15 protein-coding genes are annotated in these 13,569 nt (G+C 67.0%); 11 read left to right on the top strand and 4 right to left on the bottom strand.

What is annotated here, in order from left to right:
• Window positions 1-66: 66 nt before the first annotated feature.
• Window positions 67-669, top strand: coding sequence for a 2-hydroxychromene-2-carboxylate isomerase (locus tag ACO07I_RS17955; RefSeq protein ID WP_422009745.1), 603 nt, complete (start codon window positions 67-69; stop codon window positions 667-669).
• A gap of 12 nt (window positions 670-681) precedes the next feature.
• Here the strand turns inward: ACO07I_RS17955 and ACO07I_RS17950 are convergent, their stop codons facing one another.
• A complete protein-coding gene (locus tag ACO07I_RS17950) occupies window positions 682-1,317 on the bottom strand; it encodes a CPBP family intramembrane glutamic endopeptidase (protein WP_422009744.1) in 636 nt (211 codons plus the stop codon).
• 167 nt (window positions 1,318-1,484) lie between these two features.
• Here ACO07I_RS17950 and ffh point away from each other — a divergent pair, with 167 nt between their 5' ends.
• From ffh to leuB, 9 genes are all read left to right on the top strand, one after another.
• The gene (gene ffh, locus ACO07I_RS17945) at window positions 1,485-2,888 is read left to right on the top strand and encodes a signal recognition particle protein (RefSeq protein ID WP_422009743.1); all 1,404 of its coding nucleotides are present in this window, start codon (window positions 1,485-1,487) and stop codon (window positions 2,886-2,888) included.
• Window positions 2,889-2,959: 71 nt separating this feature from the next.
• A complete protein-coding gene (gene rpsP, locus ACO07I_RS17940; RefSeq protein ID WP_298310931.1) occupies window positions 2,960-3,334 on the top strand; it encodes a 30S ribosomal protein S16 in 375 nt (124 codons plus the stop codon).
• Window positions 3,335-3,350: 16 nt separating this feature from the next.
• Window positions 3,351-3,890, top strand: coding sequence for a ribosome maturation factor RimM (gene rimM / locus ACO07I_RS17935; protein ID WP_422009742.1), 540 nt, complete (start codon window positions 3,351-3,353; stop codon window positions 3,888-3,890).
• A 1-nt stretch (window position 3,891) separates the two neighbouring features.
• The gene (gene trmD, locus ACO07I_RS17930; RefSeq protein ID WP_422009741.1) at window positions 3,892-4,623 is read left to right on the top strand and encodes a tRNA (guanosine(37)-N1)-methyltransferase TrmD; all 732 of its coding nucleotides are present in this window, start codon (window positions 3,892-3,894) and stop codon (window positions 4,621-4,623) included.
• A gap of 16 nt (window positions 4,624-4,639) precedes the next feature.
• Window positions 4,640-5,125 carry a 50S ribosomal protein L19 gene (rplS, locus tag ACO07I_RS17925; RefSeq protein WP_298310923.1) on the top strand — a complete coding sequence of 162 codons (486 nt, stop codon included), beginning with the start codon at window positions 4,640-4,642 and terminating at the stop codon, window positions 5,123-5,125.
• 7 nt (window positions 5,126-5,132) lie between these two features.
• Window positions 5,133-6,578, top strand: coding sequence for a 3-isopropylmalate dehydratase large subunit (leuC, locus tag ACO07I_RS17920; RefSeq protein WP_422009740.1), 1,446 nt, complete (start codon window positions 5,133-5,135; stop codon window positions 6,576-6,578).
• Between the two features lie 124 nt (window positions 6,579-6,702).
• Window positions 6,703-7,194: an RDD family protein gene (locus ACO07I_RS17915; RefSeq protein ID WP_422009739.1), complete on the top strand. Its 492-nt coding sequence runs from the start codon at window positions 6,703-6,705 to the stop codon at window positions 7,192-7,194.
• A 61-nt stretch (window positions 7,195-7,255) separates the two neighbouring features.
• Window positions 7,256-7,870: a 3-isopropylmalate dehydratase small subunit gene (gene leuD, locus ACO07I_RS17910; RefSeq protein WP_422009738.1), complete on the top strand. Its 615-nt coding sequence runs from the start codon at window positions 7,256-7,258 to the stop codon at window positions 7,868-7,870.
• A gap of 192 nt (window positions 7,871-8,062) precedes the next feature.
• Window positions 8,063-9,181, top strand: a complete 1,119-nt coding sequence (gene leuB, locus ACO07I_RS17905) for a 3-isopropylmalate dehydrogenase (protein ID WP_422009737.1) — start codon at window positions 8,063-8,065, stop codon at window positions 9,179-9,181.
• Between the two features lie 15 nt (window positions 9,182-9,196).
• On the opposite strand, the gene ACO07I_RS17900 is transcribed toward leuB, so the two are convergent.
• Complete coding sequence (locus ACO07I_RS17900; RefSeq protein WP_422009736.1) at window positions 9,197-10,885, bottom strand: helicase HerA-like domain-containing protein; 1,689 nt, start codon at window positions 10,883-10,885, stop codon at window positions 9,197-9,199.
• Between the two features lie 63 nt (window positions 10,886-10,948).
• Between ACO07I_RS17900 and ACO07I_RS17895 the strand changes: the two genes are divergently transcribed.
• A complete protein-coding gene (locus ACO07I_RS17895) occupies window positions 10,949-11,842 on the top strand; it encodes a sugar phosphate isomerase/epimerase family protein (protein ID WP_422009735.1) in 894 nt (297 codons plus the stop codon).
• Between the two features lie 139 nt (window positions 11,843-11,981).
• On the opposite strand, the gene ACO07I_RS17890 is transcribed toward ACO07I_RS17895, so the two are convergent.
• Both ACO07I_RS17890 and rpe read right to left on the bottom strand, forming a co-directional pair.
• Window positions 11,982-12,905, bottom strand: coding sequence for a glutathione S-transferase family protein (locus ACO07I_RS17890; protein ID WP_422009734.1), 924 nt, complete (start codon window positions 12,903-12,905; stop codon window positions 11,982-11,984).
• Window positions 12,902-13,564 carry a ribulose-phosphate 3-epimerase gene (rpe, locus tag ACO07I_RS17885; protein WP_422009733.1) on the bottom strand — a complete coding sequence of 221 codons (663 nt, stop codon included), beginning with the start codon at window positions 13,562-13,564 and terminating at the stop codon, window positions 12,902-12,904. The genes ACO07I_RS17890 and rpe overlap by 4 nt, the downstream gene beginning before the upstream one ends.
• Window positions 13,565-13,569: the final 5 nt, after the last annotated feature.

Raw genomic sequence — 13,569 nt, 5'->3', positions numbered from 1 at the left:
GAAGATGGCGTATCGACAGGCTTTGCGCCACAGTCCGCGCCAACGAACGCCATTCCGGGGGAACTCATGGGCAAGCATGTCGACTACTACGTTTCGCTGAATTCGCCGTGGACCTATCTCGGGACCGCGCGCTTCGACGCCATGGTGAAGAAGCACGGCGCGACGGTCACGATCTGGCCGGTCGATTTCGGCTCGGTCTTCGCGGTTTCGGGCGGCCTGCCCCTGCCCAAGCGCGCCCCGCAGCGTCAGGCCTATCGCATGATGGAGTTGAAGCGCTGGCGCGACCATCTCGGCATGAAGACGACGCTCGAGCCCAAGTTCTTTCCCGCCAACGAGGTGCCGGCCGCGAAATGCGTGATCGCCCTGCGCGAAGAGGGCCGCATGGCGGACGCGATCAAGGTCGCGCACGCGGTGCTGACCGGCCTGTGGGCCGAGGAGAAGAACACCGGCGACCTGCCGACTCTTCAGGCGATCATCGACGGCTGCGGCCTCGATGGCGCCGCCGTCCTCAAGGCCAGCGAAGCACCGGGCATTGCCGAGAAGCGCGAAGCCTACACCAAGCACGCGATTTCGCAGGGCGTGTTCGGTGCGCCCTCCTACGTCATCGACGGCGAGATCTTCTGGGGGCAGGACCGGCTGGACTTCGTCGAGCGCAAGCTCGCCTCCTGACCGGCGTCCACCTCAGGGGCTCAGGAAGGCTGCCGCCGATACCGCGATCGTGTTGTTGATGATGTGCGCCACGATCGTCGGAACGAGCGAGCCGGTGCGCCAGCGCAGCCAGCCGAACCAGAAGCCGAGCGGCAGCACCAGGAGAATGTGCAGCGGCTCCGTATGGGCAGCGGCGAAGGCCAGCGAACTGAGCACGAAGGCCACCAGGTTGTTCCAGCGGCCCGCCAGCCAGCCATAGAACAGGCCGCGGAAGACCAGCTCCTCGACGATCGGGGCGAGCAGACCGAGCACGGCCAAGGTCTGGAGGACCCGCGCCGTGCCCTGGATGCCCTCCGTCACCTGCTTCACCCCCTCGGGCTGCGGGCCGAGCTGGCTGACGGCAAACGAAAGCACCGTCGTGCCGAGGACGGCGAAGACCACGGGCCGCCAGCCCACGGGCCGCAGACCCAGGGCCGCCGGTGCATTCCGGCCGAGCGGCAGGACGGCGAAAAGCAGGGCCAGCAGGCCGGTCCCGAAGAAGGCGCTGAGCACCAACAAGTTGCTTCGGTCGGGCAAAAGCCAGAAAACCACCAGGCCGATCAGCGGGGCCACGACCACGAAGATCAGCATGGACCAGCCCGGAAGGCGCTGGGAATCTTTGTCGTTCAAGGGGTTAGCCGGCTCGTTCAAGCGTTTTGACTCCTGACGCGGCAGGCTTTATACCCCGCCGGCTCAATCGGTCGTGCCGATTTACTAGGTTCCCCCTTCGGGGAGCTCCGCTGATCCGCGAAGGTTCGCGCATCGGCGCGATACGTCTTTGAGCAAACGGGAGCGTTATGTTCGAGGGTCTTAGCAAGCGTCTTGGTGACGTATTCGACAAGCTCAGGGGGCGTGGTGCGCTTTCCGAGGCCGATGTCGACGCGGCCCTGCGCGAGGTGCGGACCGCCCTGCTCGAGGCCGACGTGGCCCTGCCCGTCGTCCGCCAGTTCATCGAGGAAGTCCGGCCCAAGGCGATCGGCGCCGATGTCATCCGCTCGGTCACGCCGGGCCAGATGGTCATCAAGATCGTCAACGACCACCTGGTCGAAATGCTCGGCGGCACCGTCGCCGATCTCGATCTGGGCGCCATCCCGCCGGTCGTCATCCTGATGGTCGGCCTGCAGGGCTCGGGCAAGACCACCTCCTCGGCCAAGATCGCCTATCGCCTCAGCCAGGGCCCGCAGGGCATGGCGGCCGAAATGTTCGGCGGCAGCTTCGCGACCCGGCGCAAGGTCATGATGGCCTCGCTCGACACGCGCCGCCCCGCCGCGCAGCACCAGCTCAAGGTGCTGGGCGAGCAGACCGGCGTTCCGACCCTGCCGATCGTTCCGCTCGAGATGCCGCTCGCCATCACCCGGCGCGCCCTCGAGACGGCCAAGCGCGAGGGCTTCGACGTCCTCATCCTCGACACGGCGGGCCGGCTCTCGATCGACGAAGAGCTGATGAAGGAGGTCGCCGACATCAGCGACCTCGCCAAGCCGAAGGAGACGCTGCTCGTCGCCGACGCCATGACCGGCCAGGACGCCGTGAACGTGGCCAAGGCCTTCAACGAGAGACTGGCCGTCACCGGCATCGTGCTGACCCGTGTCGACGGCGATGCGCGCGGCGGCGCGGCGCTCTCGATGCGCGCCGTCACCGGCCGTCCGGTCAAGCTGATCGGCGTCGGCGAGAAATTCGACGCGCTGGAGCCGTTCCATCCCGATCGTATCGCGTCCCGCATCCTCGGCATGGGCGACATCGTCTCGCTGGTCGAGCGTGCCGCAGAGACGATCGACAAGGAAGATGCCGAGAAGCTGGCGGCCAAGGTCCGCAAGGGCCAGTTCGACATGGACGACCTGCTCAACCAGCTGCGCCAGCTGCGCAAGATGGGCGGGCTTTCGGGCCTGATGGGTATGCTGCCGGGCGCCATGCAGGCCAAGGCCGCCATGTCCAAGGCCAAGATCGACGAGGGTCAGCTCAAGCGCCAGGAGGCCGTCATCCTGTCGATGACGCCGAAGGAACGCCGCAACCCCGATCTGATCCACGCCTCGCGCAAGAAGCGCATCGCCAAGGGCGCGGGCGTGCAGGTGCAGGATGTCAACAAGCTGCTCAAGCAGCATGCCGACATGCTCAAGATGATGAAGCGGGTGAACAAGCTCGGCGAGAAGGGATTCATGCGCAGCCTCGGCGGCATGGGTGGCCCGCCGGGGTTTCCGCGCTGAGGTTTCAAGAAGTCAGCCAGATTTAGTCAGACGAATCATACGAACCGATATCGAAGAGAGGACCTGAGAGAATGATCGCAATCCGCATGACCCGGCACGGTGCCAAGAAGCGCCCGTTCTTCCACATCGTCGTGGCCGATTCGCGCAGCCCGCGCGACGGTCGCTTCATCGAGAAGCTCGGCACCTACAATCCGCTTCTGCCGCGCGATCATGCCCAGCGCCTGACGCTCGACAAGGAGCGCATCGCGCACTGGCTGAAGGTCGGCGCGCAGCCGTCCGATCGCGTCGCGAAGTTCCTGTCGCAGGCCGAGCTGATGAAGCCGCGCGAGCGCCGCGACCAGACCAAGAAGCCGCTGCCCCGCGCCAAGGCGCAGGAGCGCATGAAGGCCGAAGCCGCCGCCGCAGCAGCCGCCGCGCCGGCCGCCGAGGAAGCCGCGGCCACCTGATCGGGTGGTTGCTTCGATGAGCAAGGGTCGCGTCCTCCTGGGCGTCGTTGCGGCACCCCATGGGGTTCGCGGCCTGGTGCGCATCAGGAGCTTTACCGAGGACCCGATGGCGATCGCCTCCTACGGCGCGCTGTCGGACGAGAAGGGAACGAAAGAGTACCGGGTCGAGGCGCTGAGCTCCGTGAAGGGAGCGGTCCTGGCCCGGATCGAGGGCGTAGCCGATCGCACGGCGGCCGAGGCAGTACGCGGTTTGCGGCTCTATGTGGAGCGCGAGCGCCTGCCGGAGACGGGCGAGCGGGAGTGGTACGAGGCGGACCTGATCGGGCTCGCCGCGTTCGACCGGGAGGGCCGGGATTGGGGAAAGGTCATGGCCTTCCACGATTTCGGCGGCGGACGGACGATGGAAGTGTCGGGCGGCAGCGCATCGAGACATTCGGTGATGCTGCCCTTCACCGACGCGGTGGTGCCCGAGATCGACGTCGAGGGCGGCAGGGTTACGGTCGAGCCGCCGGCAGGTTTGCTGACGGGTGGGCCGGCGAAGGAGGCGGAGGACTAACGTGTGGCGCGCGACCGCGCTGACGCTGTTCCCGGAGATGTTTCCGGGCCCGCTGGGCGAGAGCCTGGCCGGCCGGGCGCTGAAGGAAGGCGTGTGGTCGCTGGAGGCCGTCGACATCCGGCGGTTCGCCGGAGACCGGCATCGCACGGTGGACGACGCACCCTTCGGGGGCGGCGCCGGCATGGTGTTGAAGCCCGACGTTCTGTCGGCCGCGATCGAGGCGGTCATGCAGGCGCCGGGAATGGCGGGGGTGCCGAAGGTTCTGCTCTCGCCGCGCGGCGCGCCGTTCAGTCAGGCGCGCGGGCGGGAGCTGGCGGCGGGACCGGGCGTGTTGTTGGTGTGCGGACGGTTCGAGGGCGTCGACGAGAGGGTCATCGAGGCCCAGGCGCTGGAGGAGATTTCGGTCGGGGATTTCGTGCTTTCGGGCGGCGAGATCGCGGCCATGACGGTGATGGATTGTTGCGTGCGGCTGCTGCCCGGGGTGATGGGCGCGGCCGATTCGGCGAACGAGGAGAGTTTCGAGGACGGATTGTTGGAGTACCCGCACTACACCCGGCCCGCGACCTGGGCAGGGCCCGACGGAATCGAACGGCGCGTGCCGGAGGTTCTGCTCTCGGGCCATCACGGCAAGGTCGCCGAGTGGCGGGTGAAGCAGCGGGAAGAGATCACGCGGAGGCGGCGGCCCGATCTTTGGGCCCGGCGCCGGACCGCGGCGGGAAACGATGAGAAGTGACGAAAGGATGGATGCGATGAACATTCTCGACGCGATCGGCCAGACGACGATCGACAAGGTGCAGGAAGAGCGGCCCGTTCCCTATTTCGAGTCGGGCGACACGCTCAAGGTGCATGTGAAGGTGCAGGAAGGTAACCGCGAGCGCCTTCAGGTCTATGAAGGCCTGTGCATCGGCCGCAAGAACGCCGGCGTGAACTCCTCGTTCACGGTGCGCAAGATCAGCTTCGGCGAAGGCGTGGAGCGCGTGTTCCCGCTCTACAGCCCGAGCATCTGGGAAATCGAGGTCGTCCGTAAGGGCGTCGTGCGCCGCGCCAAGCTCTACTATCTGCGCGAACTGCGCGGCAAGGCGAGCCGCATCGCCGAGGACACCGAGGCCCAGCGCGCGCTGCTCGCCACGCAGGCCGAGGAGGCTCTCAAGCGTCCGCGCCGCGAGAAGCTCAAGAAGGAAAAGCCCAAGGAAGAGAAGTCCGTCCGCAACGCCAAGGGCGGCGGAAAGAAGTAGGTCCAACATGGCGTTCCGCAACAAGTCGGCCACTCCGCCGGCCCCGCCGCCGCCACCGCGGACCCTGTTCGAGAAGATCTGGGACAGCCACGTCGTCCATCGCCAGGACGACGGCACCTGCGTCATCTACATCGACCGTCACCTCGTCCACGAGGTGACCAGCCCGCAGGCTTTCGAAGGCCTGCGGATGGCGGGCCGGCCGGTGCGCCGGCCCGACGCCACGATTGCGGTCGCCGACCACAACACGCCGACGACGGACTTCAGCCAGGGTATCGAGGACGAGGAGTCGCGCGTCCAGGTCGAGACGCTGGAGAAGAACGTCGCCGACTTCCACGTGCCCTACTTCGACCTGAACGATCCGCGCCGCGGCATCGTGCACGTGATCGGCCCCGAGCAGGGCCTCACCCTGCCCGGCATGACCATCGTGTGCGGCGACAGCCACACCTCGACGCACGGAGCGTTCGGCGCTCTGGCCTTCGGGATCGGCACCTCCGAGGTCGAGCACGTACTCGCCACGCAGACGCTGATCCAGAAGCCGGCCAAGAACATGCGCGTGTCGGTCGAGGGCAGCCTGCCGCTCGGCGTCACGGCCAAGGACGTCATCCTGGCCATCATCGGCAAGCTCGGCACTGCCGGCGGCACCGGCTACGTCATCGAGTATGCCGGCCGCGCCATCCGTGAGCTCACGATGGAAGGCCGTATGACGGTCTGCAACATGTCGATCGAGGCGGGCGCCCGCGCCGGCCTGATCGCGCCCGACGAGACCACGTTCGAGTATCTGCAGGGTCGTCCCTACGCGCCGAAGGGCGGGGCCTGGGACCTGGCGCTCAGCCAGTGGCGACGCCTGCCGTCGGACAAGGGCGCGCACTTCGACGTGCAGCTCGACCTCAACGCCTCGGACATTCCGCCGATGGTGACCTGGGGAACGAGCCCGCAGGACGCGCTGCCGATCACCGACGTCGTTCCCGACCCGGCCAATGCGCCGGACGAGAACCGTCGCGAGGCCTGGACCCGGTCGCTTGCCTATATGGGCCTGACGCCGGGCACGCGCCTCGTCGACGTGCCGATCGACCGGGTGTTCATCGGCTCGTGTACCAACGGCCGCATCGAAGACCTGCGCGCCGCCGCCGAGATCGCGCGCGGCCGCAAGGTCGCCTCGACCGTGTCGGCGATGGTCGTTCCGGGCTCCGGCTTGGTGAAGGCCCAGGCCGAGAAGGAAGGTCTCGACAAGATCTTCCTCGAGGCCGGCTTCGAATGGCGCCTGCAGGGCTGCTCGATGTGCCTGGCGATGAACGCCGATCGCATCGAGCCCGGCCAGCGCTGCGCCTCGACCTCGAACCGCAACTTCGAAGGCCGTCAGGGCCGCGGCGGGCGCACCCATCTGGTGAGCCCGGCGATGGCCGCCGCTGCCGCCATCCGCGGCACCTTGGCCGACGTTCGCGACTTCCAGTAGACGCCGTTCCATCAGCGGGACGAAGGACGGGCGGCCCCTCGCGGGGCCGCCCGTTTCCATTTGCGGTCAGGAACGCTCATGGCCAATGTAGCGTTCGCTTTCACCAACGAGAGGGGAGAGACACATGGCCAGCGTCCCGAATTCAGGCTCCGCGCCGCCGCCACCCCCGGTCTGGGATGCGACGCCGCCGGGCACCTCGCCTGTCGGTTATGGCGGGTTCTGGATCCGCGTCGTGGCCTACATCATCGATGTCATCCTGGTCGGCATCGTGCTGGGCGTCGTGATGGGACTCTTCGGCCTCAGGCAGGTGAACCCCGACGACCTGAGCGATATCGATCCCAGGGTGAACCTGCTCACGATCCTCGTCTTCTGGCTCTATTTCGCGCTGCTGGAGAGTTCCGAGAGGGGCGCCACCGTCGGCAAGATGGCGATGGGACTGCGGGTCGTGACCGGCGAGGGCAAGCGGCTCACCTTCCTCAATGCCACCGGACGGTTCTTCGCCCGGATCCTTTCGGGAGCCATCTTCTGCATCGGCTACATCATGGTCGCCTTCACCGAGCGCAAGCGCGGCCTGCACGACATCATCGCCAACACCGTGGTGATCAAGACCCGCTAGAATCGGGTGGCTTGACCGCGGCCCGGAAAGCCCGTTTATTCCGGCCTTTCCGGGAGGTCTCATGGAGAAATTCACGACGCTGAGCGGCGTCGCTGCGCCGCTGCCCATGGTCAATGTCGACACCGACATGATCATTCCGAAGCAGTTCCTGAAGACGATCAAGCGCACCGGCCTGAAGGACGGACTGTTCTACGAGATGCGCTGGACGGCGGACGGCCAGAAGAAGGACTTCGTCCTCGACCAGCCGGCCTACCAGAACGCCAAGATCATCGTGGCGGGTCCCAACTTCGGCTGCGGCTCGAGCCGCGAGCACGCGCCCTGGGCACTGCTCGACTTCGGCATCCGCTGCATCATCTCCGAGGACTTCGCGGACATCTTCTACAACAACTGCTTCAAGAACGGCATCTTGCCGATCAAGGTGCCGAAGGAGATCGTCGACAAGCTGATGGACGATGCGAGCCGCGGCTCGAACGCCATCATCGAGATCGACCTCGAGAAGCAGGAGATCAAGGGTCCGGACGGCGGCACTGTCCACTTCGACATCGATCCCTTCCGCAAGAAGTGCCTGATGGAAGGCCTCGACGATATCGGCCTCACCATGGAGAAGAAGTCGGCGATCGACGACTTCGAGCGCCGCCAGAGCGAGTCGCAGCCCTGGCTGCACAGCGCCGCCTGAGGAACAAACCCCGACCTCATCCTGAGGAGCGAGCGCAGCGAGCGTCTCGAAGGATGGGCAACGGACACCGCGCCTGTTGCCCATCCTTCGAGACGCGCCGAGAACGGCGCTCCTCAGGATGAGGTCATTCCAGCGGACCGAAGACCGTCCAAACCGATCCGAATTCCAAACCCAACGGAAGACCTGACCATCATGGCGTCCAATCGCAATCTGCTCGTGCTGCCCGGCGACGGCATCGGCCCCGAGGTGATGAACGAAGTCCGCAAGATCATTGCCTGGATGGGCAAGAAGCGCGCGATCGGCTTCGACATCAAGGAAGACCTCGTCGGCGGCGCCGCCCTCGACAAGCACGGCGTGCCGCTCAGCGACGACGCCATGAAGACCGCGCTGGAAGCCGATGCCGTGCTGTTCGGCTCGGTCGGCGGCCCGAAGTGGGATACCGCCGACTTCAGCAAGAAGCCCGAGCGCGGCCTGCTGCGCCTGCGCAAGGAGATGGACCTCTTCGCCAACCTGCGCCCGGCCAAGGTGTTCGATGCGCTGGTCGACGCCTCGTCGCTCAAGCCCGAGATCGTCAAGGGTCTCGACATCATGATCATCCGCGAGCTGACCAGCGGCGTGTACTTCGGCGAGCCGCGCGGCCGCCACGTCAACGCCGCCGGCGAGGTCGAGGCCTTCGACACGCAGCGTTACACGGCCCCGGAGATCCGCCGGGTCTGCGCCGTCGCCTTCGAGCTGGCCCGCAAGCGCAAGAACAAGGTCCTCTCCTCGGAGAAGGCCAACGTCATGCACACCGGCGTGCTGTGGCGCGAGGAGGCGACCAAGCTGCACAAGGAGAAGTACTCCGACGTCCAGCTGAGCCACATGTATGCCGACGCGCTCGCCATGCAGCTGCTGCGCGCGCCCAAGGAGTTCGACGTGATCGTCACCGACAATCTGTTCGGCGACATCCTGTCGGACGAAGCCTCGATGCTGACCGGCTCGCTCGGTCTGCTGCCGTCGGCCTCGCTCGGCGCCCCCGACGCGACCGGCCGCCGCAAGGCGCTGTACGAGCCGATCCACGGCAGCGCGCCCGACATCGCGGGCAAGGGCCTGGCCAATCCGATCGCCCAGACACTCAGCTACGCGATGATGCTTCGCTACTCGTTCGACCTCGGCAAGGATGCCGACATGGTCGAGCTCGCCGTCGAGAACGTGCTGAAGGCGGGTTACCGCACCGGCGATCTTCTGGTGGGCAACACCGACGGCGTGAAGAAGGTCGGCACCCAGGAAATGGGCGACGCCATCGTCAAGGAACTCGACCGTCTGAGCTGATCGGCGACCGCCGGATCAGCCTCTCAGGATCGATCCCAGCACGCCGCGCAAGACGGCGCCGCCGACGGTGGCGCCGATCGACGCCGCCTTTCCCTTGCCGAATACGGCCTTCGCCGCCTCGCGCGCGGCGACGGTCGCCATGCTGCGGCCCGCCGCCTTGGCGACGGCAACGCCCACCGAATCGCGCTGACGGCCGGCTGGCGCCTTGTTCGGCGCCGGCGTGGGCGCGTGCGGCTGGGGCTGGGGCTGCGCCGTCTTGAGACGCGGTTGGGGACGGGGCTCGGGCGGGATCGGCTGCTCGACCTGCGGCGGCGGTTCGGGCGGGCGAGGCCCCCACGGCCCCGTGGTCGCGGGCACGGTCGGAGGCACCGATCCATACTGGCCGCGACGGCGCGGCGGAGCCGTCTCGGGATTGGCCGAAGCGGTCACGCGACCGGTGAGAACTTCGTAGGCCGACTGGCGATCGACAATCTTGTCGTACTTGCCCACCAGCGGGCTCCCCGCCAGGACGGCCGCGCGCTCCTCAGGGGTCGCCGGTCCGATGCGGCCCTGCGGCGGGGCGATGAAACAGCGCTCGACCGGGAACGGCACGCCCTTGGCGTCGAGGAACGACAGCAGCGCTTCGCCGACGCCCAGTTCGGTGATGGCCTGCGCGGCATCGAACGCCTTGTTCGGCCGGAACGTCTCGGCCGCCACCTTCACCGCCTTCTGGTCGCGCGGCGTGAAGGCGCGCAGCGCGTGCTGCACGCGGTTGCCGAGCTGGCCCAGCACGGTCTCCGGCACGTCGAGCGGGTTCTGCGTGATGAAGTAGATCCCGACGCCCTTGGAGCGGATCAGGCGCACGACCTGCTCGATCCGCGACAGCAGCGCCTTGGGCGCGTCGTCGAACAGGAGGTGCGCCTCGTCGAAGAAGAAGACGAACTTCGGCTTGTCGAGATCGCCGACCTCGGGCAACGACTCGAACAGTTCGGACAGCAGCCACAGCAGGAAGGTCGCGTAGAGGCGCGGGCTCTGCATCAGCCGGTCGGCCGCCAGGATGTTGATGGCGCCGTAGCCCGCAGGATCGCAGCGCATCATGTCGTGGAGATCGAGCGCCGGCTCGCCGAAGAAGCGCTCGCCACCCTGCTGGCTGAGGGTGAGGAGCTGGCGCTGGATCGTGCCGACCGACGCCTTGCTGACATTGCCGAATTCGGTGGTGAGGGTGCCGGCATTCTCGGCGACCCACTGCAAGAGCGCCTGCAGGTCCTTGAAGTCGAGCAGCAGCAGGCCCTGCCGGTCGGCGATCCTGAACACGATATTGAGCACGCCTTCCTGGGTCTCGTTGAGCTGCAGCAGGCGGGCCATTAGCACCGGCCCCACTTCGCTCACCGTCGTGCGGATGGGATGGCCCTTCTCGCCGAACAGGTCCCAGAAGATCGTCGGGAAGGCGCGGCCGCCATAGCCGTCGATGCCGAGCTGCCGCGCACGCTCAAGCGCCCGCAGGTTGTCGCCGCCCGCCTGGCTGACGCCAGACAGGTCGCCCTTCACGTCGGCCATGAACACCGGCACGCCATAGGCCGAGAAGCCCTCCGCGATGGTCTGCAGGGTCACGGTCTTGCCGGTGCCGGTGGCGCCGGCGATCAGCCCGTGGCGGTTGGCGTATTTCAGAAGGAGATACTGGTCGGCAGTGCTGGCCCCCACGAAGATCGCCGCGTCGTCGCTCATGCCGTCTCCCTTGCGCTCGCCCCGACTTTAGCCAAACAGGTCCGTCCATAGTAGGTTAGACCCATGTCCCTTCCTCGTCTCGCGCTCGCCGTCATCGGCGACGAAATCGGCCCCTCCCTCGACGAAATGATCTCGTTCTGCGCCGAACACGACGTGCGGCGCCTCGACATGCGCACGGTCGATGGCAGGAACCTGCTCGGCATGTCGCTCGAGGACGGCGGCCGCATCGCCCGCACGATCGAGGCCGCAGGGCTCAGCGTGCCGACCTTCGTCTCGCCCCTCCTCAAGTGGCCGGCACCCGGCAAGGAAAGCGCCGATGGCAAGGTCGACTTCGCCTTCGATCCGGCCGACTGTCCGGCCGACGACCCGTTGGTGCATGCCTTCGACATGGCCACCGTGCTGGGCGCCGAACGGATTCGCGTGTTCAGCCATCTGCGCTATCCCGGCTACAAGCCGGCCGATCTGATCGGGCGGTTCGAGCGGTTGGCCGATCTCAGTCTCACCTATTCCGTGACCGTCGAAATCGAGAACGAGCCCGCCTGCAACATCGGCTCGCTTGCCGAACTCGCCGATTTCTTCACCGAACTGCAGGAAGCCCTGGAGTCCAATCCATTGTCCGGCCAGTTGCGGCCGCTGGTCGACATCGGCAATGCCTGGGCCATGGGCGCGCCGCCGACCGATGCCGAGTTCGCCGTACTGGCGCCGCTGGTCGACCTCATCCATCTCAAGGATCGTGACCTGTCGGCCAAGCGCACCGTGCCCCTGGGCGACGGCGACGTTCCGTGGGCTCAGGAACTCACGCGGCTGCTGACCGCGGTGAGCAAGGTCCCCAATCCGGTCAAACAGATCCACGCCAGCATCGAGACGCACTGCCCGCAGGATGGACGCAACGCGACAGCGCGCTCCGTCGCCGCCTTCCGCCGCATCGCGGCCGAGATCGGCGTCGAGGTCGTTTAGGCATTCTTGTCATCGCGAGCGGGGTAACCCCCGCTCTGGAGCGAAGCGAAGGATCTCACACCAGCTACGCAGTCGTTTGGTCGCTCCGCCAGGTCCTTCGCTTCGCTCAGGACGACAGCTCAGGACATCAGCTATCCAACTATGCCGGCGTGATGACGAAGCCGGCGCGGGGGAAGTGAACCACCACCTCGCCGACTTGTTCGTGATGCCGCTTGATCGAGACGCGGTCGCTTGCAAGTCCAACCAGCACGCCGCTCACCGGCACCTTGCCGGTATCGTCGGGCGTGACGCTGATCGTCTGGCCGGCCTTCAGGCCGCTGGGATCGTTGCTATCGATGGTCGTCGCCTCGGGGGTCGCGGCTTTCGCGATCGCGATCGCATCGGCAGCGGCGATCTCCGTCGGGCTTCCGCTGCCGACCGCCTTCAGGCGCTCGGACCAGGCCGTCAGGAGCGGCAGCCGGTCGAACGGCGGCACCGGCTTTCCGCCGCCCAACCGCTCCTTGATGAACCAGACGGGATTGTAGAGGGCGCAATCGGCCAGGCAGGGCGCGTCACCGAGCAGGTAGGGCCGGCCGTCGGCCAGCATCTGCTCGGCGATGACGAGCTGGGCGTAGGTCTGCTGCAGCGCCATCGGTGCGGCGGCTTTGAGCGCGGCCGCATCGAAGGAGCGGCCGGAGAAAGCGCTGCGATCCTTGAGGAAGGCCTCCGGCAGCTTGTCGCCGAGCGCGCCCATGACGACGCCGACGGCGGCCCAGAAGATGTTGCGGTCGATCCACATGGCGAGCGCCCGCGCCTCGCCTTCCCTGCCCTTGGGCAGCAGCGGCGGTGTCGGCGCGCGCTTCTCGATCTCCAGCATGATCAGCTGCGTGTCGCAGTAGATGTCGGCGCCGACCTGCATCACCGGAGTCTTGCGATAGCCGCCGGTCAGCGGCATCAGGTCGGGCTTGGGCAGGATGTTCGGAATCACGACCGACTTCCACGCCGCCTTCTTGAGGCCGAAGGCGATGCGCACCTTCTCCGAGAAGGGCGAATTCGGATAGTGGTGCAGGATCATGTCGCTCATGAGCGCAGTGCCGCGATGTTGGCCGCGTAGCGGTCGGGGCCGCCCGAGAACACCGCAGTGCCGGCGACCAGCACGTCGGCACCGGCCTGGATGCAGCGCCTCGCCGTCTCGACATTGACGCCGCCATCGACCTCGAGGTCGATCGGCTTGCCCAGCGCGTCGATCGCCTGGCGCAGGGCGGCGATCTTGGCGAGCTGGCTCTCGATGAAGGCCTGTCCGCCGAAGCCCGGATTGACGCTCATCACCAGCACGAGGTCGAGATCGCCCAGCACGTGTTCGATCGCGCTGAGCGGCGTCGCCGGATTGAGCACGACGCCCGCCTTGCGGCCGAGACCCTTGATGAGCTGGATCGTGCGATGGACGTGAGGACCGGCCTCGGGGTGGAAGGAGATCACGTCGGCGCCGGCCTCGACATAGGCCGGCACCAGCGGATCGACCGGCGAGATCATGAGATGGACGTCGAAGGGCTGCTTGCTGTGCTTGCGCAGCGCCTTCACCACCATCGGGCCGATCGTGAGGTTGGGCACGAAATGCCCGTCCATCACGTCGACATGGATCCAGTCGGCACCGGCTGCGGTGATCGCCTCGACCTCGCGGCCGAGCGCGGCGAAATCCGCCGACAGGATGGAGGGGGCGATGCGGACGGGCTGTTGCGCCATGGAAG

The sequence above is a fragment of the Reyranella sp. genome (genome assembly GCF_965227665.1).
Taxonomy (GTDB): Bacteria; Pseudomonadota; Alphaproteobacteria; order Reyranellales; family Reyranellaceae; genus Reyranella.
The sequence above is the reverse complement of the archived record's forward strand: the minus strand, read 5'-3'. Positions and strand labels throughout refer to the sequence as shown.

Coding starts and splice junctions, on each gene's coding strand:
- ACO07I_RS17955 (WP_422009745.1), top strand. CDS start 67: ATGGGCAAGCATGTCGACTACTACGTTTCGCTGAATTCGCCGTGGACC.
- ffh (WP_422009743.1), top strand. CDS start 1,485: ATGTTCGAGGGTCTTAGCAAGCGTCTTGGTGACGTATTCGACAAGCTC.
- rpsP (WP_298310931.1), top strand. CDS start 2,960: ATGATCGCAATCCGCATGACCCGGCACGGTGCCAAGAAGCGCCCGTTC.
- rimM (WP_422009742.1), top strand. CDS start 3,351: ATGAGCAAGGGTCGCGTCCTCCTGGGCGTCGTTGCGGCACCCCATGGG.
- rplS (WP_298310923.1), top strand. CDS start 4,640: ATGAACATTCTCGACGCGATCGGCCAGACGACGATCGACAAGGTGCAG.
- leuC (WP_422009740.1), top strand. CDS start 5,133: ATGGCGTTCCGCAACAAGTCGGCCACTCCGCCGGCCCCGCCGCCGCCA.
- ACO07I_RS17915 (WP_422009739.1), top strand. CDS start 6,703: ATGGCCAGCGTCCCGAATTCAGGCTCCGCGCCGCCGCCACCCCCGGTC.
- leuD (WP_422009738.1), top strand. CDS start 7,256: ATGGAGAAATTCACGACGCTGAGCGGCGTCGCTGCGCCGCTGCCCATG.
- leuB (WP_422009737.1), top strand. CDS start 8,063: ATGGCGTCCAATCGCAATCTGCTCGTGCTGCCCGGCGACGGCATCGGC.
- ACO07I_RS17900 (WP_422009736.1), bottom strand. CDS start 10,885: ATGAGCGACGACGCGGCGATCTTCGTGGGGGCCAGCACTGCCGACCAG.
- ACO07I_RS17895 (WP_422009735.1), top strand. CDS start 10,949: ATGTCCCTTCCTCGTCTCGCGCTCGCCGTCATCGGCGACGAAATCGGC.
- ACO07I_RS17890 (WP_422009734.1), bottom strand. CDS start 12,905: ATGAGCGACATGATCCTGCACCACTATCCGAATTCGCCCTTCTCGGAG.
- rpe (WP_422009733.1), bottom strand. CDS start 13,564: ATGGCGCAACAGCCCGTCCGCATCGCCCCCTCCATCCTGTCGGCGGAT.